The organism is Kitasatospora sp. NPDC004745, from assembly GCF_042873275.1.
Taxonomy (GTDB): Bacteria; Actinomycetota; Actinomycetes; order Streptomycetales; family Streptomycetaceae; genus Kitasatospora.
Genome location: NZ_JBIALK010000002.1, coordinates 475,251 through 498,471, shown reverse-complemented (window position 1 = coordinate 498,471; position 23,221 = coordinate 475,251). Strand labels below are relative to the sequence as shown.

At 73.6% G+C, this 23,221-nt stretch carries 22 protein-coding genes; 13 read left to right on the top strand and 9 right to left on the bottom strand.

Annotation, left to right across the window (positions count from 1 at the left end):
* Positions 1-149 precede the first annotated feature (149 nt).
* The 7 genes from ACFYUY_RS05845 (at position 150) to ACFYUY_RS05815 (ending at position 8,018) form a co-directional block, all read left to right on the top strand.
* Positions 150-911: a 3-hydroxybutyrate dehydrogenase gene (locus ACFYUY_RS05845; RefSeq protein WP_360207552.1), complete on the top strand. Its 762-nt coding sequence runs from the start codon at positions 150-152 to the stop codon at positions 909-911.
* A gap of 129 nt (positions 912-1,040) precedes the next feature.
* Positions 1,041-2,426, top strand: a complete 1,386-nt coding sequence (locus tag ACFYUY_RS05840) for an MFS transporter (RefSeq protein ID WP_387898297.1) — start codon at positions 1,041-1,043, stop codon at positions 2,424-2,426.
* Between the two features lie 83 nt (positions 2,427-2,509).
* The gene (locus tag ACFYUY_RS05835; protein ID WP_387898294.1) at positions 2,510-4,564 is read left to right on the top strand and encodes a helix-turn-helix domain-containing protein; all 2,055 of its coding nucleotides are present in this window, start codon (positions 2,510-2,512) and stop codon (positions 4,562-4,564) included.
* A gap of 237 nt (positions 4,565-4,801) precedes the next feature.
* The gene (lipB, locus tag ACFYUY_RS05830; RefSeq protein ID WP_387898668.1) at positions 4,802-5,572 is read left to right on the top strand and encodes a lipoyl(octanoyl) transferase LipB; all 771 of its coding nucleotides are present in this window, start codon (positions 4,802-4,804) and stop codon (positions 5,570-5,572) included.
* A 167-nt stretch (positions 5,573-5,739) separates the two neighbouring features.
* The gene (locus tag ACFYUY_RS05825) at positions 5,740-6,693 is read left to right on the top strand and encodes a lipoyl synthase (protein ID WP_360207562.1); all 954 of its coding nucleotides are present in this window, start codon (positions 5,740-5,742) and stop codon (positions 6,691-6,693) included.
* Between the two features lie 115 nt (positions 6,694-6,808).
* Positions 6,809-7,039 carry a hypothetical protein gene (locus tag ACFYUY_RS05820; RefSeq protein WP_387898666.1) on the top strand — a complete coding sequence of 77 codons (231 nt, stop codon included), beginning with the start codon at positions 6,809-6,811 and terminating at the stop codon, positions 7,037-7,039.
* A 280-nt stretch (positions 7,040-7,319) separates the two neighbouring features.
* Positions 7,320-8,018 (top strand): DUF4191 domain-containing protein, encoded by a 699-nt coding sequence (locus ACFYUY_RS05815; RefSeq protein ID WP_387898663.1) that lies wholly within the window; start codon positions 7,320-7,322, stop codon positions 8,016-8,018.
* Positions 8,019-8,215: 197 nt separating this feature from the next.
* On the opposite strand, the gene ACFYUY_RS05810 is transcribed toward ACFYUY_RS05815, so the two are convergent.
* Positions 8,216-8,683 (bottom strand): RDD family protein, encoded by a 468-nt coding sequence (locus ACFYUY_RS05810; RefSeq protein WP_360207567.1) that lies wholly within the window; start codon positions 8,681-8,683, stop codon positions 8,216-8,218.
* Between the two features lie 263 nt (positions 8,684-8,946).
* Here ACFYUY_RS05810 and glnA point away from each other — a divergent pair, with 263 nt between their 5' ends.
* Positions 8,947-10,359, top strand: coding sequence for a type I glutamate--ammonia ligase (gene glnA, locus ACFYUY_RS05805; RefSeq protein ID WP_360207570.1), 1,413 nt, complete (start codon positions 8,947-8,949; stop codon positions 10,357-10,359).
* A gap of 116 nt (positions 10,360-10,475) precedes the next feature.
* Here glnA and ACFYUY_RS05800 read toward each other — a convergent pair whose 3' ends face one another.
* Both ACFYUY_RS05800 and ACFYUY_RS05795 read right to left on the bottom strand, forming a co-directional pair.
* Complete coding sequence (locus tag ACFYUY_RS05800; RefSeq protein ID WP_360207572.1) at positions 10,476-11,573, bottom strand: PP2C family protein-serine/threonine phosphatase; 1,098 nt, start codon at positions 11,571-11,573, stop codon at positions 10,476-10,478.
* Between the two features lie 228 nt (positions 11,574-11,801).
* The gene (locus ACFYUY_RS05795; RefSeq protein ID WP_360207575.1) at positions 11,802-13,019 is read right to left on the bottom strand and encodes a cytochrome P450; all 1,218 of its coding nucleotides are present in this window, start codon (positions 13,017-13,019) and stop codon (positions 11,802-11,804) included.
* A 171-nt stretch (positions 13,020-13,190) separates the two neighbouring features.
* On the opposite strand from ACFYUY_RS05795, the gene ACFYUY_RS05790 reads away from it, so the two are divergent.
* Positions 13,191-13,547, top strand: a complete 357-nt coding sequence (locus tag ACFYUY_RS05790; RefSeq protein ID WP_387898288.1) for an arsenate reductase family protein — start codon at positions 13,191-13,193, stop codon at positions 13,545-13,547.
* Positions 13,548-13,607: 60 nt separating this feature from the next.
* Here the strand turns inward: ACFYUY_RS05790 and ACFYUY_RS05785 are convergent, their stop codons facing one another.
* Entirely contained in the window at positions 13,608-14,078 is a 471-nt protein-coding gene (locus tag ACFYUY_RS05785) for a pyridoxamine 5'-phosphate oxidase family protein (protein WP_360207579.1), read from the bottom strand.
* Positions 14,079-14,157: 79 nt separating this feature from the next.
* Here ACFYUY_RS05785 and ACFYUY_RS05780 point away from each other — a divergent pair, with 79 nt between their 5' ends.
* Together ACFYUY_RS05780 and ACFYUY_RS05775 are read left to right on the top strand one after the other, a co-directional pair.
* Entirely contained in the window at positions 14,158-14,706 is a 549-nt protein-coding gene (locus ACFYUY_RS05780; protein ID WP_360207582.1) for a DUF1697 domain-containing protein, read from the top strand.
* Between the two features lie 172 nt (positions 14,707-14,878).
* Complete coding sequence (locus ACFYUY_RS05775; RefSeq protein WP_387898284.1) at positions 14,879-15,427, top strand: FHA domain-containing protein; 549 nt, start codon at positions 14,879-14,881, stop codon at positions 15,425-15,427.
* Positions 15,428-15,507: 80 nt separating this feature from the next.
* Here the strand turns inward: ACFYUY_RS05775 and ACFYUY_RS05770 are convergent, their stop codons facing one another.
* Entirely contained in the window at positions 15,508-16,470 is a 963-nt protein-coding gene (locus ACFYUY_RS05770) for a DUF1152 domain-containing protein (RefSeq protein ID WP_387898282.1), read from the bottom strand.
* Between the two features lie 79 nt (positions 16,471-16,549).
* Here ACFYUY_RS05770 and ACFYUY_RS05765 point away from each other — a divergent pair, with 79 nt between their 5' ends.
* Positions 16,550-17,143, top strand: coding sequence for a DUF6891 domain-containing protein (locus ACFYUY_RS05765; RefSeq protein WP_387898279.1), 594 nt, complete (start codon positions 16,550-16,552; stop codon positions 17,141-17,143).
* 241 nt (positions 17,144-17,384) lie between these two features.
* On the opposite strand, the gene ACFYUY_RS05760 is transcribed toward ACFYUY_RS05765, so the two are convergent.
* On the bottom strand, positions 17,385-18,188 hold the full coding sequence (locus ACFYUY_RS05760) for a hemerythrin domain-containing protein (RefSeq protein ID WP_360207594.1): 804 nt from the start codon (positions 18,186-18,188) through the stop codon (positions 17,385-17,387).
* A 339-nt stretch (positions 18,189-18,527) separates the two neighbouring features.
* Positions 18,528-19,586, bottom strand: a complete 1,059-nt coding sequence (locus tag ACFYUY_RS05755) for an alpha/beta hydrolase-fold protein (RefSeq protein ID WP_360207596.1) — start codon at positions 19,584-19,586, stop codon at positions 18,528-18,530.
* A gap of 498 nt (positions 19,587-20,084) precedes the next feature.
* Between ACFYUY_RS05755 and ACFYUY_RS05750 the strand changes: the two genes are divergently transcribed.
* Positions 20,085-20,828 carry an SDR family oxidoreductase gene (locus ACFYUY_RS05750; protein ID WP_360207599.1) on the top strand — a complete coding sequence of 248 codons (744 nt, stop codon included), beginning with the start codon at positions 20,085-20,087 and terminating at the stop codon, positions 20,826-20,828.
* A 97-nt stretch (positions 20,829-20,925) separates the two neighbouring features.
* Here the strand turns inward: ACFYUY_RS05750 and ACFYUY_RS05745 are convergent, their stop codons facing one another.
* The gene (locus ACFYUY_RS05745) at positions 20,926-21,147 is read right to left on the bottom strand and encodes a hypothetical protein (RefSeq protein WP_387898275.1); all 222 of its coding nucleotides are present in this window, start codon (positions 21,145-21,147) and stop codon (positions 20,926-20,928) included.
* 157 nt (positions 21,148-21,304) lie between these two features.
* Positions 21,305-23,044, bottom strand: coding sequence for a carbohydrate-binding module family 20 domain-containing protein (locus ACFYUY_RS05740; protein WP_387898272.1), 1,740 nt, complete (start codon positions 23,042-23,044; stop codon positions 21,305-21,307).
* Positions 23,045-23,221: the final 177 nt, after the last annotated feature.

The window sequence follows — 23,221 nt, the reverse complement described above, 5'->3', positions numbered from 1 at the left end:
ATTGTGGGGAAGCGGGGGCAGGATGTGTTTGGCGTTCCGCGGTCGAACCGTCGATCGGCCGTCATGGCGGTGAGCACCACTGTCGTTCGACGGGCTGTGGCGGTCCACCACATGGGAGCCGGGGCCCCGGATTCCTACCGTTCTCGGCCATGGACACCACTTCAGCCCGCCCGCTCGACGGCCGGACGGCCCTGGTCACCGGGGCCGCCTCGGGCATCGGCCGGGCCTGCGCCGAGGCCTTCGCCGGGGCCGGCGCCCGGGTCTACGTCGTCGATCTCGCGGCCGGCCCGGCCCGGGAGCTCGCGGAGCGGATCGGCGGCCTGGCCGTCGTCGCGGACCTCGCCGACCCGCAGGCCGTGGAGGCCCTGCCGGACGACGCGGACATCGTGGTCAACAACGCCGGCCTCCAACACGTCGCCCCCGTGCACGAGTTCCCGCCCGACCGCTTCACCCTCATGCAACGCGTGATGGTGGAGGCCCCGTTCCGCATCCTGCGCCGCACCCTCCCGCACATGTACGGGCAGGGGTGGGGCCGGGTCGTCAACATCTCCTCCGTCCACGGCCTGCGCGCCAGCGCCTTCAAGTCCGCCTACGTCACGGCGAAGCACGCCCTGGAGGGCCTGAGCAAGACCGTCGCCCTGGAGGGCGCCCCGCACGGCGTCACCAGCAACTGCGTCAACCCCGGCTACGTCCGGACCCCCCTGGTGGAGAAGCAGATCGCCGGCCAGGCGCTCGCCCACGGAATCGGCGAGGACGAGGTCGTCGAACGGATCATGCTCGAGCGCACCGCCGTCAAGCGCCTGATCGAGCCCGCCGAGGTCGCCCAGCTCGCGCTCTGGCTCTGCACGCCCTCCGCCGCCTACGTCACCGGCACCAGCCTGCCCATCGACGGCGGCTGGACGGCGCACTGACCCCTCGCCACCCGTGGCCGCCCGCCCCGTCCCGACCACCGGGACTGTGTGGGTGGCCCACATCGTCCCGACGGTCGGCGCTCCCTACCTTGTGGCGACACCGTCCCCCCCGTCCCGGAAGTGGTGACCATGACCTCCCCCGCACCCGTTCCAGCAGCGAGCCGTTCACTCCCCCGAGTGGTGGCCGCGAGCCTGATCGGCACGACCATCGAGTGGTACGACTACTTCCTCTACGGCACGGCCGCCGCGCTGGTGTTCAACAAGCTCTTCTTCCCCAACAGCGACCCGCTGACCGGGACCCTGCTCTCCTTCCTCACCTACGCGATCGGGTTCGCGGCCCGACCGGTCGGGGCCCTGGTGTTCGGCCACTTCGGCGACCGGGTGGGCCGCAAGAAGCTGCTGGTGCTGAGCCTGCTGCTGATGGGCGGGTCGACCACCCTGATCGGGGCGCTGCCCACCTACGACTCCATCGGGGCGGCGGCCCCCGTGCTGCTCACCGCGTTGCGCCTGGTGCAGGGCTTCGCGCTCGGCGGGGAGTGGGGCGGCGCGGTGCTGCTGGTGTCGGAGCACGGGGACCAGCGGCGGCGCGGGTTCTGGGCGTCCTGGCCGCAGGGCGGCGCGCCGGCCGGGAACCTGCTGGCGGCGGGGGTGCTGTCGCTGCTGACCTCGGTGCTGCCGGACGACGCCTTCCTGTCCTGGGGCTGGCGGGTGCCCTTCCTGCTGTCGGCGGTACTGGTCGGGGTCGGGCTCTGGATCCGCCTCGCGGTGGACGAGTCCCCGCTGTTCCGGCAGGCGCTGGCCGCGGCCGAGCAGCGGCGCAAGAGCGAGGCCGAGGCCGAGCAGCCGCCGCTGGTGGCGGTGCTGCGCCACCACTGGCGGGAGGTGCTGGTGGCGATGGGCGCCCGGATGGCGGAGAACATCTCGTACTACGTCATGACCACGTTCGTGCTGGCGTACGCGGTGACCCACGCGCACTTCGCGAAGCAGACCGCCCTGAACGCGGTACTGATCGGATCGGCGGTCCAGTTCGCCCTGATCCCGCTGTTCGGCGCGCTGTCCGACCGGGTCGGCCGCAGACCGGTCTACCTGGTGGGCGCGGTCGGCGTCGGCGTCTGGGCGTTCGTCTTCTTCGGGCTGGTGGACACCCGCTCCTTCGGACAACTGGTGGTCGCCGTGACGGTGGGGCTGGTCTTCCACAGCGCGATGTACGCGCCGCAGGCCGCCTTCTTCTCCGAGATGTTCGCGACCCGGATGCGCTACTCGGGCGCCTCGATCGGCGCCCAGTTCGCCTCGGTGGCGGCCGGCGCACCCGCGCCGCTGATCGCGACCGCGCTGCTCAAGGACTACGGCAACGCCACCCCGATCGCGGTGTACGTGGCCGTCGCGGCGGCGGTCACCGTCCTGGCGGTGCTCTGCGGACGGGAGACCCGGGGCCGGGACCTCACCGGGGTGGAGCCGGCCGCGGGGGCCGGGGCCGCCGACACCACCGCGATCGGAACGCCCGCCACCACCTGACGGCGCGACGGACGGCGGCTCGGCCCGGCGGCCGAGCCGCTACGATCGCGCTTCCGTCCCAAGGGCACGCGACCCACTGCCGATTGGCGGCACGCACGATGAACGACCCCCTCGACCCCGGACCCGTCGCGGACCGCACGGCGAACGGCACCGCGAACAGCTCCGCGGACCGCACCGCGAACGGCTCCGTCCAGGACGGCCCGGACGGCTCCCCCGCCGTCCCGACCCCCCGGGCCGCCCCGGACGACCCCGCGGCCGCCGCGCCCGCGCTGCGCCGGCTGCTGGACCTGCTCGCCTCGGGCGCCGCCACCGAGGACTTCGCCGACGTGCTCGCCGACGCCCGCCGCCGGGGAGCGCCCGCCGATGTGCTCGCCGAGCTCGACGACGCCACCTGGCAGGCCCTCCGCGTGCACCGCACCCTGCGCCAGCACCGCCGCCGGGAAGCCGAGTTGACCGCCCTGTTCGACACCGCGGGCGACCTCGCCGCCTCCCGCGACCTGGACGCCGTGCTGCAGGCGATCGTCCGCCGGGCGCGGATGCTGCTCGGCACCGACACCGCGTACCTGACCCTGCCGGACGAGGCCGCCGGCGACACCTACATGCGGGTCACGGACGGCTCGGTCTCCGTCCTCTTCCAGACCCTGCGGCTCAGCCTCGGCGACGGACTCGGCGGACTCGTCGCGCAGACCGCCCGCCCGTACGCGACCCCCGACTACCGCACCGACGAGCGGTTCCACCACACCGGCACCATCGACGCCGGCGTCCTGGACGAGGGCCTGGTGGCGATCATCGGGGTGCCGCTGCTGCTCGGCGGGCGGGTCATCGGGGTGCTCTTCGCCGCCGACCGCTCGCCGCGCGCCTTCTCCCCCGACGAGGTGGCGCTGCTCTGCACGCTCGCCGCGCACGCCGCGATCGCCCTGGACACCGCCAAGGCCCTGGCCGACACCCGGGCCGCGCTCGCCGAACTGAACAGCGCCAACGAGCTGGTCCGGGCGCACTCGGCCGCCGTCCAGCGCGCCGAGCAGGCGCACGACCGGCTCACCGACCTCGTGCTGCGCGGCGCCGAGGTGCCCGACGTGGCCGCCGCCGTCGCCGCGCTGCTGGGCGGGGAGATAGCCGTCCTGGACGCCGAGGGGGAGTCGCTCGCCGGGCGGTCCGCACCCGCCGCCGAGCTGGCCGGGGCGGTCGCCGCGTCCCGGGCCGAAGGCCGCTCCGTCCGGCACGGCGACCACTGGGTGTGCGCCGTCCTCGCCGGGCACGACACGCTCGGCACCCTGGTGCTGCGCGGCCGGCCGGACCTCGACGACGCCGACCGGCGGCTGTTCGAGCGGGCCGGCGTGGTGACGGCACTGCTCCTGCTGCTGCGCCGCTCGGTGGCCGAGACCGAGAACCGGATCCGCGGCGAACTGCTCACCGACCTGCTGACCGCCCCCGACCGCGACCCGGCCGGGCTCACCGCCCGCGGGCGCCGGCTCGGCGTCGACCTGGCCCGTCCGCACCTCGTCCTGGTCGCCGAACCGGCCGGCCCCACCGGGCCCCCCGACCGCGGCCGGCTGGTCGGCGCGGCCCGGCGCCACCTGTTCGGCACCCGCGGCGTCAGCGCCGAGCACGGCGAGGCCGTCGTCCTGCTGCTGCCCGAGGCGGGCGACCCGGAGGAGGCCGCGCGGCAGGCCGCCGAGCGGCTGGCCCGACTGGCCGGTTTCCCGGTCACCGTCGGCGCCGGCCGCCCCGCCGCCGGCCCGCCCGCGCTGGCCGCCGCGTACGCCGAGGGGCTGCGCTGCGTGCGGGCCCTGCGGGTGCTCGGCCGCGCCGGGGAGGGCGCCTCGGCCCGCGCACTGGGCTTCCTCGGAGTGCTGCTCGGCGGCGGGCACGACGTGGACGGCTTCGTCGGCACCACGCTCGGCCCGCTGCTGGCCTACGACGCCCGGCGCGGCACCGAACTCGTCCGCACCCTGCGCGCGTACTTCGACTGCGGCGGCAGCCTCACCCGGGCCAAGGACGAGCTGCACGTCCACGTGAACACCGTCGTCCAGCGGCTGGACCGGGTCGAGGCGCTGCTCGGCCGGGACTGGAACCAGCCCGAGCGCTCCCTCGAACTCCAGCTGGCGCTGCGGCTGCAGCTGCTCTCCGGCGACTAACCGGCCTGCTCCGGACGGGGCCGCGCCGCCCCCGGAGGGGCGCCGGGGAGCTCCGATCGGGTGGCTGGACGGTCCGTCCGGGCGTGGGCGTACAGTGGCGAGGTTGGTCTCGAACGCCTGGCAAGGAGCAGTCGTGAGCGAGCGGAGCGAGCGGTCGATCGGGAGTTGCGCGTCCCGCGGAGCGACCGCCCAGCGCAGCGAGGTGGGCGCGTGAGCGAGAACGTGCGGTTCGTCCGGATGGGCATCGGCGAGGGCGCCGTCGCCTACCAGGAGGCCTGGGAGGAGCAGCAGCGCCTGCACGCGCTGCGGGTCGCGGACGAGATCCCCGACACCGTGCTGCTGCTGGAGCACCAGCCCGTCTACACGATGGGCAAGCGCACCAACCCCGCCGACCTGCCGCTGGACGGCACCCCGGTGGTCGAGGTCAACCGGGGCGGCGAGATCACCTGGCACGGCCCCGGCCAGCTGGTCGGCTACCCCATCGTCAAGCTGCCCGACCCGATCGACGTGGTCGCGTACGTCCGGCGGCTGGAGGAGGCGCTGATCCGCGCCTGCGGCGAGTTCGGCGTCGGGACCACCCGGGTCGAGGGCCGCAGCGGGGTCTGGGTGCTGGGCGATTCCATCCCGGACGCCGTCGTCGACCCGGCCCAGGTCGTCGACATCGGCAAGCTGACCCTGCGGATGGGCCTGCCGCTGGGCATCGACCCGCGGCTCGCCGGCCCCGAGTACGCGCCCTCCAACGCCGGCCAGCGCGGCGACGACCGCAAGCTCGCCGCGATCGGCGTCCGGGTCGCCCGCGGGGTGACGATGCACGGCTTCGCGCTCAACTGCGACCCGGACATGACCTGGTTCGACCGCATCGTGCCGTGCGGCATCCGGGACGCCGGGGTCGCCTCGCTCGCCGGGGAGCTGCGCCGCGACTTCACCGTCGGCGAGGCGCTGCCGGTGGTCGAGCGGCACCTGGCGGACGTGTTCGCCGAGCTGCCCGAGCCCGCGCTCAGCCGCTGAGGCCCCCGCCCCCGGGTACCCTCCCTGGGGCCGCCCCGGCGGGAACCCCCGGGAATCTACCGGCCGGTAGCTCTGTTGCCCTGCGATTGCAGGGCGGTAGGCCCGGCGAAGGCCGTACAACCACAGGCGTACCCTGGGGGTACCCCGTCTAGTTCTAGGAGTCGCACGTGTCCGCTGTCGCGCCCGACGGCAGGAAGCTGCTCCGCCTGGAGGTCCGCAACAGCGAGACCCCCATCGAGCGGAAGCCCGAGTGGATCAAGACCCGCGCGAAGATGGGCCCGGAGTACAACGCCCTCCAGTCGCTGGTGAAGAAGGAGGGGCTGCACACGGTCTGCCAGGAGGCCGGCTGCCCCAACATCTTCGAGTGCTGGGAGGACCGCGAGGCGACCTTCCTCATCGGCGGCGACCAGTGCACCCGCCGCTGCGACTTCTGTCAGATCGACACCGGCAAGCCCGCCGAGTTCGACCGTGACGAGCCCCGCCGGGTCGCCGAGTCGATCGTCACGATGGACCTCAACTACGCCACCATCACCGGCGTCGCCCGCGACGACCTCGCCGACGGCGGCGCGTGGCTGTACGCCGAGACCGTCCGCCAGGTGCACGCGATGACCGCCGAGCGCCAGGGCGGCCGCACCGGCGTCGAGCTGCTGATCCCCGACTTCAACGCCGTCCCCGAGCAGCTGGCCGAGGTCTTCTCCTCCCGCCCCGAGGTGCTCGCGCACAACGTCGAGACCGTCCCGCGGATCTTCAAGCGGATCCGCCCGGCGTTCCGCTACGAGCGCTCGCTGGACGTCATCACCCAGGCCCGCGCGGCCGGGCTGGTCACCAAGTCCAACCTGATCCTCGGGATGGGCGAGACCCGCGAGGAGGTCAGCCAGGCGCTGGCCGACCTCGTCGGCGCCGGCTGCGAGCTGATCACCATCACCCAGTACCTGCGCCCCTCGCTGCGCCACCACCCGGTCGAGCGCTGGGTCAAGCCGCACGAGTTCGTCGAGCTGCAGCAGGAGGCCGAGGAGCTCGGCTTCGCCGGCGTCATGTCGGGCCCGCTGGTGCGCTCCTCGTACCGGGCCGGCCGGCTCTACCGGCAGGCGCTGGAGCGGCGCGAGCAGGCCGCGGTCTGACCCGGCGCCCCCGCGCCACCCGCACCCCGCGAAAGGGCGGAGCTCCGGCTCCGCCCTTTCGGCTTCATCGTGCTTTGACTGGCTGGTCACGGGCTGGTAACACGGGGTGGTGACGATGGAACTCGTCGCGATCGTTCGATTCTTCTCAGCCACCAGGGAGCTGTTCGGCATGCGGATGCGGATCCGGTCGGTGGGTGTCGCCCTGCGGCTCGCCGAGAACGTCCTGCTGGCGGGCGGCCAGCGGCAGGCCCGGCGCAACGCCTGGGCGGCGGTCTGCGAGAACCGCCGGTACGCGGCGGACCGCCGGCACGACGCCGGAGCCGTCGGCGCCAAGTCGGCCCCGTAGCGCCTGCGGGGCCCGACCGCGCCGGGCCCGACCGCGGGGCCGACCGCGCGGGGCCCCGACCCACGCCGGGCCGACCGCGCGGCGCTGGAGCGGTCTCGGCCGCGGACCCGGCCGGCACCGCGCCGGACGGCGGGCCCGAGCGCCCCGGAGTCCCGCGGTCGCAGGACGTCACCGCCCCGGGCACAGCCGTCGCCGTACGCAGTCGGGTACCCGCACACGGGTCACGGTTGGGGGCGAACGGGTACCCGGGCTTGGATATCCCGTACCCGTGCCACGTACCATGAGCGTTATGGCGAGGGAAACATCCGAGAACCCCGGGCGACTGAAGCAGATCCGCCTGGCGTACACCATGACCAAGAAGGTCGACACCAAGATCGGCCTGATCATCGCCGGCGTCGGCCTGCTGACCTTCGGCGTGTTCCTCGCCATCGGCTTCGCAATCGACCACCCCGTCTACCTGGGGATCCTGGGCTTCATCGTGGCCTTCCTGGCCATGGCGATCGTCTTCGGGCGCCGGGCCGAGCGCGCGGCGTTCGGACAGATGGAGGGGCAGCCGGGCGCCGTCGCGGCGGTGCTGAACAACATCCGGCGCGGGTGGAGCTCCAACTCCACCCCGGTGGCGGTGACCCGCAACCAGGACGCGGTCTACCGCGCCGTGGGCCGGGCGGGCATCGCGCTGATCGGCGAGGGCAACCCGAACCGGGTGCGCCAGCTGCTGGCGTCCGAGAAGAAGAAGATGGCCCGTGTCGTCGGCGACGTGCCGGTGCACGACATCGTGGTGGGCAACGGAGAGGGTGAGATCCCGCTCAAGAAGCTGCAGATCCACCTGATGCGCCTGCCCCGCGCCATCACCGCCGCCCAGGTCACCGAGACCAACGACCGGCTGCGCGCGCTGGGCGACCTGCTCTCCAAGGCGCCCATCCCCAAGGGCCCGATGCCCAAGGGTGCCCGGATGCCCAAGGGCGGCCAGGTCCGCTGACCCCTCCCCACCACGAACGCGAACGGCCCCGCCGCGGAGACTCCGCAGCGGGGCCGTTCGCTTGTCGTGGTGCTCTGGCCGTGGTGCGCTGGCCACCGACCGCGGCCCGTCGGCCGTCCGGCGTGCTGACGAGCCGGCCGCCCGGATCCGGACCTCCGGATCGGAGCCCCTGGATCCGAACCTCTGGATCCGAACCTCTAGATCCGGACCTCGACCGTGCCGACGGCCTTGTCGTGCAGGCCCCGGGTGTCGCGGTCCCAGACCAGCGGCGGCACCACCAGGCACAGCAGCAGGGTGCGCAGCAGGACCTGCGGGATGGTGGCGCGGCCGCCGTCGAGGCGGACCACCCGGAGGCCGAAGAGCCGCTTGCCGACGGTCGTGCCGGTGGTGGCGAGCAGCACCGACGCGACCAGGAAGTAGAGCGGGCTGGTCCACAGGTTCGCGTGGCCTGCGCTGCCCTTGCCGATCAGCCCGTAGGCGATCAGGGCGACGAGCCAGCCGTCGACGAACAGGGCGCCGATCCGGCGGCCGGGGCCGGCGAGCGAGCCGGAGCCCTCCTTGGGCAGTCCGAGACGCTCGCCGCGGTGGCCGAAGTCGGCGCCCATCTTCTCGGCGGCCGCCTTCGGGCCGTCGATCCACGATCCCAACGCTTCTCTGGTGTCCACGAATCCACACTAACCGGGCGGTCGGCCCGGACCGCCACCGGCTCCCCCGAACGCCACGAGCGGGTGAATCGTGTCGCCGGGGCTTTCCAAGTGGTCCAGACCACTTGCGGAGGGGCGCCCCTGACCGGGAGGCGTTTTGCCCCGTCCCGTACGTCTTTGCCGCCCGCGCGAGGGCCGTGGTTAACATTTACGAAACGGCCGGGTCACCGGCCGGAAACGGGCCATTCCTAGGGTGAGCCCCATTCGCACGCCGAGGAGGATGTATGTTCAACAACGCCGCCGAAGTGAAGCAGTTCATCCAGGACAACGATGTGAAGTTCGTCGATGTCCGTTTCTGCGATCTGCCGGGCGTCATGCAGCACTTCTCCGTACCTGCGGCGACCTTCGACCCGTCCGAGACCCTGATGTTCGACGGCTCGTCGATCCGCGGCTTCCAGGCCATCCACGAGTCCGACATGGCCCTGGTCGCGGACCTCGCCACGGCCCGCCTCGACCCGTTCCGGGCCGAGAAGCACCTCAACATCAACTTCTTCATCCAGGACCCGGTCACCGGCGAGGCCTACAGCCGCGACCCCCGCAACGTCGCCAAGAAGGCGGAGGCCTACCTCGCCTCCTCCGGCATCGCCGACACCGCGTTCTTCGGGCCCGAGGCCGAGTTCTACGTCTTCGACTCGGTCCGCTTCGACACCAGCGCCAACGCGTCCTTCTACCACATCGACTCGGAGGCCGGCGCCTGGAACAGCGGCGCCGCCGAGGGCGACGTCCGCGGCTACAAGGTCAAGTACAAGGGCGGGTACTTCCCCATCCCGCCGGTGGACCACTTCGCCGACCTGCGCGCCGAGATGTCCCTGGAGCTGGCCAAGTCCGGCCTGGAGGTCGAGCGGCAGCACCACGAGGTCGGCACGGCCGGCCAGGCCGAGATCAACTACAAGTTCAACACCCTGCTGCACGCCGCCGACGACCTGATGCTGTTCAAGTACATCATCAAGAACGTCGCCTGGCGCAACGGCAAGACCGCCACCTTCATGCCGAAGCCGATCTTCGGCGACAACGGCTCGGGCATGCACGTCCACCAGTCGCTGTGGAGCGAGGGCTCGCCGCTCTTCTACGACGAGCAGGGCTACGCCGGCCTCTCCGACATGGCCCGCTACTACATCGGCGGCCTGCTCCGGCACGCCCCCTCCCTGCTGGCCTTCACCAACCCGTCGGTGAACTCCTACCACCGCCTGGTGCCCGGCTTCGAGGCACCGGTCAACCTGGTGTACTCCCAGCGCAACCGCTCCGCCGCGATCCGCATCCCGATCACCGGCTCCAACGCCAAGGCCAAGCGCATCGAGTTCCGCGCGCCCGACCCGGCCTCCAACCCCTACCTGGCCTTCTCCGCCATGCTGATGGCCGGCCTCGACGGCATCCGCAACAAGATCGAGCCGCTGGAGCCCGTCGACAAGGACCTCTACGAGCTGGCCCCGGAGGAGCACGCCAACGTCCCGCAGGTGCCCTCCTCGCTCCCGGCCGTCCTCGAGGCCCTGGAAGCCGACCACGAGTACCTCCTCGCCGGCAACGTCTTCACCCCGGACCTGATCGAGACCTGGATCGACTTCAAGCGCACCAACGAGATCGCCCCGATCGCCCTCCGCCCCCACCCCCACGAGTTCGAGCTCTACTACGACCTGTAGGCCGGGTCGCGGCCGATCCACCGGTCAGGACCGGTGGGTCGGTTCGGACGGTCGGACCACTCGGGCCCCGTCGTGCTCCTTCGGGAGGGCGGCGGGGCCCGGTGCGTGGGTGGGGGTCACGGGGCGTCGGGGGTGAGGGCGAGGACGGCGAGGTCGTCGGCGAGGAGGCCGGCGTACTCGTGGACGTCCTGGGCCAGGAAGGACACCAGCCGGTCGGGCGAGGTCGTCCCGAGGGCGGCCAGCCGCGGGGCCAGCGGGTAGAAGGTGCCGGTGGCGTCCCGGGCCTCGCTGACGCCGTCGGTGTACAACAGCACCGTGCGGCCCGGGGGCAGGGCGACGGCGGTCGGCTTGCCGCGCTCCTCGGCGGGGCCGAGGTGGCCGAGGCCGAGCGGGAGCTCGTCGGCGCAGGACACCGGGGTGATGGTGCCGTCGCCGAGCAGCAGCGGGGTGGTGTGGCCCCGGTTGACGATCTCCACGCAGTCGGAGCCCGGCCGGTACTGCAGCAGGACGGCGGTCACGAAGAGCTCGTCGTCGCCGCGGTCGGCGGCGTCGCGCAGCACGGCCCGGTCCAGCTGGTCGGCGAGGTCGACCAGCTCCGGGGTGTCGTGCGCGGTGGCCCGGAAGGCGCCGAGCACGTCGGCCACCGTCCGGACCGCGCCGAGACCCTTGCCGCGGACGTCGCCGAGCAGCACCCGGACGCCGAAGCGGGTGTCGCACACCTCGTACAGGTCCCCGCCGACCAGCACCTCGGCCTGGGCCGGGCGGTAGAGGCCGGCCACCCGCAGGCCGCCGGCCCGGTCCGGCACCGGGCGCAGCACCGTGCGCTGCAGGGTCTCGGCGACCGTCCGGGCCTGCAGCAGGTTGCGGTTCTGCCGGGTGCGCTGCCACGCGAGGGCGGTGCCCATCACCCCGGAGAGCAGGGTGGCGATGTAGACCCAGACGTGGTGCTGCTCGTTGATGTGGCCCGCGCGCAGGGCGAGGACGAGTTGCAGGGCCAGCGAGCCGACGGTGGTGGCGGCGGTCAGCACCGGGCCGTAGCTGAACGCCGCGACCACCGGCAGGGCGGTCAGCAGGAAGCCGGCGGCCACCGCGTCCGGGACGACCGCCTCGGCGGTCAGGTCGAGCAGGAGCAGCAGCACCGGCAGCCAGGGCACCCAGCGCGGCACCCTGGGTTCCACGGCCACCGGGTGCGGTGGGCGGGGTGCTGTGGGCACGGCGGGGACCTCCTGGACGAATGTCCCGGATTGACCGGGTTCGCCCCTCCATGCTCTCCCACGGACGGCCCTGCCACGAACGGTCGAACGTCCCGGATCCCGACGGCCTGCCGGCCGGCACGTGCCACCGGGCCGACCGAGGCCGAGCGGGCCGAGCGGGCCCGACCGCCCGGCAGTCCGGCAGTCCGGCAGTCCGGCAGTCCGGCAGTCCGGGCGGTCGGGGCGCGGTCAGCGGACGGAAACGGGCAGCGTCTCGAAGCCGCGCAGGACCAGGCGGTCGCGGCGGGTCGGAACGCCGCCCGGGGCGAGCCGGGGGAAGCGGGCGAGCAGCGCCGGCACCGCCACCTCCGACTCCAGCCGGGCCAGCTGGGAGCCCAGGCAGTAGTGCGGCCCGCCGCCGAAGCTCAGCGGCTGGCTGTCCGTGCGGCGCGGGTCGAACACCTCGGGGCGGTGGTGGCGGGCCGGGTCGTGGTTGGCCGCGCCGAGCAGCAGCAGCGCCACGTCGCCGGGCGGCACCGGCAGGCCGTCGACGGCCAGGTCGTCGGCCAGGGCCACCCGGGAGGTGAGCTGGACCGGGGAGTCGAAGCGCAGCACCTCGTCGGTGAAACCGGCCGGGGTGACCGCGCCGCTGCGCAGGCCCGCCACCACCTCGGGGTGGCGGAACAGCAGGGCCAGACCGTTGCCGAGCAGGTTGGTGGTGGTCTCGAAGCCGGCGACCAGCAGCAGCACCAGGTTGGCCAGCAGCTCCCGGGCCGGCAGCCGCTCCGGGTCGTCGGCGGCGATCCGGGCCAGGTCGGTGACCAGGTCGTCCTGCGGACGGGCGAGGCGCTCGGCCGCCAGCGCCGTGAAGTAGTCGGCGAGCTCGTCGGCGGCCGCGTCGGCCTCGGCCAGCTCGGAGCGGTCGTCGACGAACTCCAGCGCGACGGTGAGGTCGGAGGCCAGGCCGCGGAAGCGGTAGCGGTCCCGCTCGGGGACGCCGAGCAGCTCACAGATCACGCCGACCGGGAGGCGGAAGGCGAAGGCGTCCATGAAGTCCACCGGGGAGCCGTCCGCGCCCTGCTCGGCCATCTCGTCCAGCAGCCGGGCGACCGCGGCCTCCACCGCCGGACGCAGCGCGGCGACCCGCCGGGCGGTGAACACCGAGGCGATCAGCGGGCGGACCCGGGGGTGGTCGGGCGCGTTGCGCTGCAGGATCGAACGGCCGAACAGCGCCAGCGAGGTGTGCTCGGCGAACTCCGGGGTCAGGCCCGCCATCATCTCGGCGGTCGCGACCGCGAAGGCCGGGGTGCGCAGCACCCGGTCGACCGCCGCGTGCCCGACCACCAGGAAGGTGCCCGGGCCGGCCGGCATCACCGTGCCCAGCTCGTGCGCCCGCGCGTACAGCGGGTACGGGTCCGCCGTGCCCTCGCCCGTCAGCAACTGCTCGATGATCGCCGCGCCGTCCATCCGCTGCTCCCCTCCGGGGGCCCTTCTCCTCGGGCCCCGATTCCTGGTTCGTGAACCACCGTCGGGCGCGGCGGAGTTCCCGTCCCGGCCGGGCCATCCGGGCGGGACGGCCCGGCCTGCCCGGCCACCGGTGGGCGGAGGGCCGTCGGCCGGCTCGGTAGGCTGGACGGCATGGAGATCTGGATCAACCCGCGTTGCGGCAAGTGCCGGTCCGCGCTCGGCGTGCTGGAAGCCGCCGGGGCCGCGTACACCGTCCGGCGCTACCTGGAGGACCCGCCCACCGCGGCCGAACTGGAGCAGGTGCTGGAGCGGCTGAACCTGGAGCCCTGGGACATCACCCGCCTCGACGAGCAGGTCGCCAAGGACCTCGGGATGAAGCAGTGGACCCGGGAGGAGGGCGACCGGGCGCGCTGGATCGCGGCGATGGCCGAGCACCCGATCCTGATCCAGCGCCCGATCATCACCGCGGACGACGGCCACGCCGTCGTCGCCCGCACCCCGGAGGCCGTCAAGTCCGTCCTGGGCTAGCCGTCTCTTCCGAATCCTGCCGGGCCGGAATCGAGCCCGGCGGAGCCTGACCCGGGCCGGTCAGTGCAGCTGGATCCGCTGCACCGGCCGGCCCGGGTGCCAGTTGAGGACCCAGAGGTGGCCCTCCCCCACCGCGGTGTGCACGACCTGCTCCAGCTCCAGCCGGAAGGCGTGGAAGGGGGTGGGCGGCGGCTCGGGCAGATCCGCCGCGTAGGCGGCCAGCTCGGTCTCGTCGGTGATCTCGACCGCGCGGCCGGAGACCTTGGAGTCACCGCCCTCCATCCGCTCGCCCCCCGGGTGGGCGTGCAGCGCGAAGCGGCCGTCCCGCTGGAGGTCGCGCGCCTTGGCGGAGCCGTACATCGACCCGAGCATCAGGTCGGCGCCGACGAAGTCGACCTCGGTGCCGCTCACCCGGGGCGATCCGTCCTTGCGCAGCGTCGCCAGGACGTGGTGCTTCTCGGCCTCGAACCGGGCCCGCACGAGGGGCGCGAGGTCCGGGGCCTCCTGCTCGAAATCCTGCCAGGTAGCCATGGCGCCAGTCTGGCACCCGGTACCGACACCCGCCGGGCACCGCCGGACGGCTGTCGGTGCCCGGTGCCAGACTGGCGGGGTGACCACCACGACCACGTACATCGCCTTCCTCCGCGCCATCAACGTCGGCGGCCGGACGGTGCGGATGGAACGGCTGCGGGAGCTCTTCACCGAGCTCGGGCTGGACGGCGTCCGGTCCTACATCCAGAGCGGCAACGTCTTCTTCACCACCGACGAGCCGGACCGCGCCGCCCTGACCGCACGCATCGAGCAGCACCTGGAGCAGTCCCTCGGGTACCCGGTGCCGGTGCTGCTGCGCACCGTCGACGAGGTGGCCGAGCTGCTCGCCGCCGAGCCGTTCCGGGGCGTCGAGGTGACACCGGACGTCCGGCTGGTGGTGGCCTTCCTGTCCGAGCCGCTGCCTGCCGACCTCGCCGTCCCGTACACCTCGCCCAAGGGCGACCACGAGGTGATCGGCGCCGACCCGGGCGCCGCGTACGTGGTGATCCACCTGAGGAACGGCAAGTGGGTGACCGGGGAGCTGTTCGGCAAGGCCTACCGGGGCTCGGTGACCTCCCGGTTCCTGCACACCACGGAGAAGATCCTGGCGGCGGCCCGCAAGGGCTGACACCCCGTCGGGCCGGTCGCCTGACCGGTCGTCGGGACGGCCCGTGGACCGCCCCCGGACGGCCGGAACCGCGCGCGCCCGGCCGGCGTCTGGAGTGCAGTGACGTACTCATCGGGCGCCGGCGGGCGGCGCGTTCTGGACAGTCCCGGCCGGCTGAGCCGACAATCGGGCCATGACGACGTCTCCTGAGTTCCGCGGCGGCGCGCTCCGGCCGTCCGACGCCGAACGGGAGCAGGCCCTCGGCGCGCTCCGGGACGGCGCGGGCAGCGGGCGGCTGTCGCACGACACCTTCCTCGGCCGGATGGAGATCGTCCTCCAGGCCACCAGCAAGAGCGAGTTGGACGCGGCGATGACCGGGCTGCCGACGGGGAACCCGGTCGAGCGCCTCGTGCTGCGGGCGGTCGGCCGGGTCTCCGCGTTCGGGGACCGGCTGAACCGCGCCTGGCGCACCGAGCGGCTGCCGGGGCTGAGCCTCCCGCAGGCCGGTGCCGTCCAGTTGACGATCGGCCGGATCCCCGGCTCCGGACTGCGGCTGCACGACGCCTCGGTCTCCCGCCAGCACGCCGAACTCCGGCACGAGGGTGGAGGCTGGGTGCTGTACGACCTCGGTTCGACCAACGGCACGCACGTGAACGGCCGCCGGATCGCGGGCGGCGTCCGCGTCCGGGCCGGCGACCAGGTCCGCTTCGGGAACCTGGAGTTCCGGCTGGCCTCCGGCTGACCGTGCCCCGGCCCGGCGGCACGGAGGGCGGTGCCGGGTGGCGCTGACCGCGGGCCGCCGGCGCCCGGTGGCGCTCTGCGTCAGTGCGGGAACTGCCGGGGCGGGCGCTGCCGGGGCAGGTCGTCCCGGAACTCCTCGATGACGGTGCTGATCTGGCGGGTCAGCACGGTGTGCTCGATCCGGTCCAGGTAACGGTTCTCGGCGGCCAGCGCCTCGACGGTCACCCCGAAGTAGAGCGTCATCAGCGGATTGACGAAGAGCTCGCCGCCCTTCGTCCGGTCGGTGAACCGGACGTCGCCGAACTCGCCGCGCAGCGCCGCCGCCACCGAGCCGTTGACGATGCTGGGGTGCTCGGGGAAGGCGGCCCGGGCGTGCTCGACGGCGTCCAGGTAGAGCACGCCCTCCCGGCTGCCGCGGGGGATGGAGAAGGCGCCGAGGTAGCCGCCCGCTCGCTCGATCGCCGCGAGGTTCTCCAGCACCAGCGCGTGGTTGACGCCGTGGTGGGCGTCGATGCCGAAGCCCAGGCAGGCGACCAGCCGTTCGGGCACTCCGGTGAGACCGGCCACCGCGGCGAGGCTGGCCATGTCCTCCTCCGGGGTGCCGAGACCGGCCTCGTCCCCGCGCATCAGGATGTCGGTGCCGCCGTCGACCAGCAGCACCGCGTCGACGCCCAGGCGGCCGGTGAGCGCCCGGTAGGCCTCGCGCAGCGGCTGGACGCCCACGGACGGGAACGCCCACACCGTGTCGGGCATCCCGTGCCGGTGCAGCCAGCGCGCCAGGGTGCGCTCCGGGAAGTAGCCCTCGGGGGCGGCGGTGTCCGGGCCGATCCGGGCCACCTCGGGCTCCGCCCAGACCTCGGCGGGCAGGCCGTAGAGGTGGGTGAAGGAGAGGTTCGCCAGGTGCACCTCCTTGCCCGCGGCACGCAGGGCGAGGGCGATCGGCAGACCGGCGTACACGTCGAAACCGCCCCCGGCGCCGGCGATGAGGATGCGCTCGGCGGCCAGCAGCCGGGAGAGCAGCGGGGGTTGCAGCAGTGAGGTCATCGGCGGACGGTAGCACCGGGTGCCCGCGGGCCGGCGCCGAGGGCCGGGCGTTGTCAGTGACGGGTGCGAGGATCGCCGCATGACCCAGGAGACGGACGTCGACCCCGAAGTCCTGCGCGAAGCCCGCGAGCGGGCCCGCGAGTTGATCCGGTGCGGCTTCCAGGAGCCGGACGAGATAGCCGAGTCCCTGGTCGAGGTCCTCGACGACCAGGGACTGACGCAGGAGGAGGCGGAGCGGATCGTCGCTCCGCTGTGGGACGAGCGGCTGGCCGAGCAGGCCTCCTGGCCCGCGACCACGGACGTGGACCGCCTGGAGGCGGCGTTCGACGCGCTGGAGGAGCAGGGCGTCGTCGCGGCGATGGACTTCACCTGCTGTGCCACCTGCGGCTACGAGGAGATCGGCGGCGAGGCCGACGAGGGCTCGCACGGGTTCGTCTTCTTCCACCAGCAGGACACCGAGGCGGCCGCCGCCGGTCAGGGCCTGATGCTGCGGTACGGCGGTTTCCGCACCGGGGCGGAGCCCGCCGGGGTGGCGGAGCGGCGGACGGTCGAGGTCGGCCGGGCGGTGGTGGCCGCCCTGGCGGCGGCCGGGTTGCCGGCGGAGTGGGACGGCTCGCCGCACACGGCGATCCGGGTCGCTCCGCTGCTGTGGCTCAACCGCCTGCCGGAGTGACGGTGGTGGCGTCGGCGGCGGGGCCGCGGTGGCGACCTGCGCCGGGGCGCCGGGGGTCAGCCCCCGAGGACTCCGAGGGCACCGCGGACGCCGTGGACTGCCGGGGACGCCGGGGAGTGAGGCCTGCGCGAACGGACGCCGGCGAGATGGGCCGGTGCGGTGCACCGCAGCGCGGGCGTCGGCATATGCCTCCGGCGCATGCCACGCGCGTAGACGAACGGCCCGAGAAAAGGCCGGGCAGTCAGTCGGCGATGCCGCCCAGGTCGCCGGGCACGCTGTCGCCCGGCCCGCCCGACGCGCCCCAGAGCTGGGCGGTGCAGCGCTGGTAGGTGGCCTGCCAGTGCGGCCAGTTGCGGGCCACGTCGTCGTCGCAGTCGGCGAGCAGCCGCTCGACCGTCGCCGGCTCCACCCCGTCCAGCAGCCAGGCCAGCGCGTCCGCCGTGCCCGGGCCGTCCGCCGAGCGCAGCAGGTCCAGCAGCTCGCCCAGGCCGCCGAGCCGGGAGGTCTCCGGGACCACCAGCTCCATCCGGGGCAGCAGTTGGCGCTCCTCGATCCGCAGGTGCGTCTCCAGCCGGGCCGCCAGGTCCTCCATCGCGTACGCCACCGGCCAAGCGCTCCCGGTGTCCCGGCTGGCGATCCGGACCAGCGTGGTGACCCGGGTGAAGGAGTGGTCGAGGTTGTGGTGGTCGGCCTCCAACCAGTTGAGCAGCAACCGCAGCTCGGGCGCGAAGCGGCGCACGATCGGCCAGATCCGGGTGTCCTGCTGCTCGTGGTGGCAGGTCAGCATCGCGGTCACGAAGGTCCAGTGCCGCAGCAGCGCCTCACCCGCGTCGTCCTCGCCGGGCTGCAGCAGGCGCAGCGCGTTGGGCAGCCGGGCGAGGTCGCGGCGCAGCGCGGAGTGCACCAGCCGCAACCCGGCGAAGCGGGCCGTCGCCGGCTCCTCGTCGGCGGCCAGCGCGGACGCGGCCGCACCCCTGGAGTCGGCCCCGGACTGCGCCTGCTCGGGCACGGCGGGGGACGGCTGGGGCAGCAGGTGGATCGGCATGGGACTCTCTTCACGAGGTGGCGGATCGGGCGGGCCGGCCGGTGGGACGCGGCGCCATCCAAAGTGCTCACAGTCGATCAGAAGCGAATCAATGTCCGATTGACGCGCAGGTCACAGGCGTTTATGCACCCCCGGGCGGCTGCGCCGGGGACGCCGCCGGAACGCTACGGAGACCGCCGCCGGGCGGGCGGGGGCGGGGCCGGGCACAGCCCGACGCAGCCGGGCCCGGGGTGGGAACGGGGGCCGGCCCGGGAACGCCGAGGGCCCGGGACACCCGTGCGGGTGTCCCGGGCCCTCGGCCGCGTTCGGCGTGCGCGCGCACCCGTCCGCCGTACCGGGTCAGTCGGCCGCAGGCCCGGCCAGGTTCTTGCTCAGCCACTGCAGCGTGTCCGGGATCATCTTCTTGAAGTCCGAGGTCAGGTGCTTGCCACCGGGCTGCTCGTAGTACTCCAGGGAGGTGGGCGGGGCGGCCTTGGCCACCCAGGCCTTGACCAGCTTGGTCTCGTACGGGTTGGCGCCGCCCGCGGTGACCAGCATCTTGACGTCGGCCTTGCTCTGGGCGACCAGCACGTCCGGGTTGTTGGCCGCGCGCTCGGCGTCGTGGCCCTTCCAGAGCCCCGAGTCGGGGACGTAGTAGCCGTCGATCGGGACGGCGGCCTTGTAGACGTCCGGGTGCTGCAGGGCGAGCTTGGCGCTGCAGAAGCCTCCGGTGGAGGCGCCCATCACGCCCCAGCCGTCGCGGCCCTTGAGGGTGCGGAAGTTGGCGCGCACGAAGTCCGGGATGTCCTGGGTCATCCAGGTGCCCATCTTGGGCTGGCCCGGGATGTCGGAGCAGTCCAGCGCGTTGTGCTCGTCGCCGTTGAAGTTCTGCACCGGCATGATCATGATGAACGGGTGGGCCTTGCCGGCCTTCACCAGCTCCGCGTTGCTCTCCTGGATCGGCAGCTGGTTGTCGGTCCAGGTGTTGTAGCCGTTGCTCTGGCCGCCCGCGAAGAGGGTCAGCACCGGGAAGCCGGTCTTGGCGAACTTGGGGTCGTTGTACTCCGGCGGCAGCCAGACCCAGACCTTGCCGGACACCCCGGACTTCGCGCCGGTCACCGTGGTCACCATGATCGGGCCGGCCGCGGTGTCCCGGGCCTTGGTCAGGGCGGCCTGCGGACCGGTGGGCATCAGCACCTTCCCGGTGGCGGCCGTGGGCTCCGCGGTGGTGGGCGATCCGGTGCCGGTGCCGCTCGGGCTGCCCGCCGCAGTGGTCCCGCTCGCGCCCGGGGTGCCGGCCGCCTTGGCGCCGTCCCCCTTCCCGCCGCCGGAACTCCCGCAGGCCGCGAGCGAGGCGGCCAGGGCGAGTGCGGCGGCGCCGGTCAGGACGGCGCGGGAACGGGACGACTGCCTAAGCACGGTGAGGACTCTCCGACCGATGTCGCGCCCGGTCCGTCTGACCGGGCGGCGGCCCCCCGGTGGGGCCGGACAGGCCCGGGGGCACGACGGTGGTACGGCCCCCGGAACGGCGGCGTGCCGCCCCTCGCGGTGGCGCGCCGTCCTGCGATCTTATGACGTGGGCCGGGGTGACCCGGTTGCGCGGCGGGCACCGTAAATCCAATGTTTGTTCGCGATCGGGTAAAGGTCTTCACCGCTCCCGCCGGACGGCGGGGGCCGGACGGCGGGGGCCGGACGGCGGGGGACACAGCGGTCGGCCTGCCCGGGGGCACCGATTTTGGGGCCTTCGACCAGTGACGCCGGCCGCCCCATCCGCGACGATCGCCTCGACGGGGCTGCCAGGCGGCCCCGGCCGGCCCCGCCGGACCGGGTCCGCACGGACCGAGCAGGGCACCCGAGCAGAGCAACCGCACAGAGCAACCGCACAGAGCAACCGCACAGAGCACCGAGGAGAGCGCCATGCCCCAGCAGATCGCCGTCGTCACCGGAGCCGGGAGCGGCGTCGGCCGGGCCGTGGCGGTCGAGCTGGCCGGGGCCGGCTGGCAGGTGGTACTGGCCGGCCGGCGGGCCGAACCGCTGCGGGAGACGGCGCGGCTGGGCGGCACCCCGGCCGTCGCGGTGCCGACCGACGTGACCGACCCGGCGGCGGTGGACGCGCTGTTCGCGGAGACCGCCGAGCGCTTCGGCCGGGTGGACCTGCTGTTCAACAACGCCGGCACCTTCGGCGCGGCCGTCCCGGTGGAGGAGCTCGAGGTGGCGGCCTGGCGGGCCGTGGTCGACCTCAACCTGACCGGTGCCTTCCTCTGCGCCCAGGCCGCGTTCCGGCAGATGAAGGCACAGGACCCGCAGGGCGGCCGGATCATCAACAACGGTTCGATCTCGGCGCACGTCCCGCGGCCGCACTCGATCGCCTACACCGCCACCAAGCACGCCGTGACCGGGCTGACCAGGTCGCTGTCGCTGGACGGCCGCCCGTACCGGATCGCCTGCGGGCAGATCGACATCGGCAACGCGGCGACCGACATGACCGCCGCGATGGGCGCCGGGGTCCGGCAGGCGGACGGGCGGATCGCGCCCGAGCCGACCATGGACGTGGCCGACGTGGCCCGCACCGTCCGGCACATGGCCGAGCTGCCACTGGAGGCGAACGTGCAGTTCGCCACCGTGATGGCGACCGCGATGCCGTACATCGGCCGCGGCTGACGGCCGGGAGCGGGCGGACGGAACGGCAGGGCGCGGCGGGGCCGACGGAACGTCGCGACGCGGCGGGAGCCGGCAGGACGCGGGCCCGGCCGCCCGCCTACTCGTCGTGCGAGTGCCGGTACCGCAGCCCGCCGCCGTCCTCGTCCAGCCGGTAGACGCTGGTGGTCGGCCAGTACTCGCCGTTCTCGGCGACGGGCAGTCGGGCCCGCAGGACCATCCGGAGCACGGGCGGCGGGGCGGCGGCGTGGACGAGCTTGCGGTGTCCGTCCCAGCGGCCGCCGCACAGTTCGAGGTCGAGGACGAGGGGGGTGGTTCTCATCCCGCGATGGTGCCAGCGCCGGACCGCCGCCCGGGGGGCGAAGCGGTGCGGCCACTCACACGGGGGACCCCTGTCAGCCTGGGCTGACAGGGGTCCCCGCATCACGGACGGCCCCCGGGGCCGTCCCGAGGGCCCGGCCCCCGGGGCCGGACGGGCCTTACGGGCGCCAGGTGTCGTTCAGGGTGACCGTGCCCGAGGAGGGCGCGGTGGCGCTCCGGTTGGCCCCGGACTCCCAGGTCACCGCGCCGTTGGCGTCCTTGCGCACGTACTTGTACTGGAAGGCCGTGCCGGCCGGCAGGGGGAGCGACAGCGACCAGACGGGGTAGCCGGCCGAGGAGAGCGGCAGAGCCTTGGCCGGGTCCCAGCCGCCGAGGGCGGGGACGTCCCCGACCACGTAGACGTTCTGGCCGTACGCGGTGGTCGCGTTGACGTTGAACGAGGCGCCGGTGGTCGCGGCGACCGCGCCCTGGACGTAGAGCGCGACCGCGTCGCCCGCGCCGACCGTCGCGGTGAACTGGCCGTTGGCGCCCACCTGGTAGGTCGGGCCGGTGCAGCCGCCGCCCGGCTGCGGGTCACCGTGCTGGACGTCGCAGTAGGTGCCGGCCGGCAGCCCGGTCTGGAAGGTCTGGGTGATCGCGCCGTTCTCGTGGTTGATCGCGACGTAGCCCTTGTTGCCGCGGCCGAACGCGATGGCGTTGTTGCCGTTGGACCACCAGTTGGTGACGCCGGTGCCGGCGACGGCGTTGCGGAAGCCGACCATGTTGGCGACCTGCCGCCAGGCGTGGGTGCAGTTCCAGCCGTCCTGGTAGCAGGCGTTGACGGTGCCACCGTTGGGCGGGCCGTCGTCCTTGTTGGTGAAGGAGTAGCCGGAGTAGACGTTGGGCGCGCCGTACGGCGAGGCCAGCAGGAAGACGTTGGCCAGCGTGTAGGTGTTGCCGTAGGTGTAGTTGAGGGTGGAGCCGTTGCGCTCGGTGTCCCAGTTGTCGATGAAGCTGCGCGCCTGGCCGCTCGGCAGGTAGCCCCAGGAGGCGCCCCAGCCGTTCAGGTTGGCGAGCTTGTCGCTGGTGAACATCCGCTTGAGGTCGGTGCCGACCCGGAACTCGTCCACGTCGCCGGTGCCGGTGTACTCACCGGGCTGGATCGGCTCGCCGGCGCCGTAGATGACCTCCTGCACCCAGTAGGCGCCCGGGTTGGCCATCTTGGCCTTGATCGCGGCGAGGTCGGCGGCGGCGATGTGCTTGGCCGCGTCGATCCGGTAGCCGTCGACGCCGAGCGCGCCCAGGTCGTCGAGGTAGTGCGCGATGGTGGTCCGGACGTAGGAGCTGCCGGTGTCCAGGTCGGAGAGGTTGACCAGCTCGCAGTTCTGGACGTTGGAGCGGTCCTGGTAGTCGGTGATCGGCTGGCGGCAGGGGTGGAAGTCCTGGTCCTGGTAGGTGCCGGGGTAGGTGTACTTGCTGTACGCGGTGCCGCCGGTGCCGGTGCCGGAGCCGGCCGCCATGTGGTTGACCACCGCGTCGGCGATCACCTTGACGCCGGCGGCGTGGCAGGTGTCGACCATGTTCTTGAAGGACGTCCGGTCGCCGAGCCGGCCGGCGATCCGGTAGCCGACGGGCTGGTAGGAGGTCCACCACTGGGGGCCCTGGATGTGCTCCTGGGGCGGCGAGACCTCGACGAAGCCGTAGCCCTTGGGGCCGAGGGTGGAGGTGCAGGCCTGGGCGACCGAGTCGAAGCGCCACTCGAAGAGCGTGGCGGTGACGTCCTTGCCGTTGGCGGTGGGCGGGGTGGCCCCCGCGGTGGGGGCTCCGAGGGTGGTGCCGAGCGAGAGCGCGAGCGCCGCCGAGGCGGCGAGCGCTCCGGCCGCGCGGACGGGCCGGCGGGTGGGGGCGGTGGTGACCACGTCGTCTCCTGGGGGTGGCTGGGGTGGGGCAGCCGGAGGGTGAAGCCTGCAGGAAGTTTCTGTAACTTGCCGGAAACTTGCAGCGCTGAACCTAGAGCCGTCGACACACACCGTCAAGAGCCTGGAAAGAACGTTTCTGCATACCCCGCGCCGGGCTCGGAATCCACCCCCGCCGGA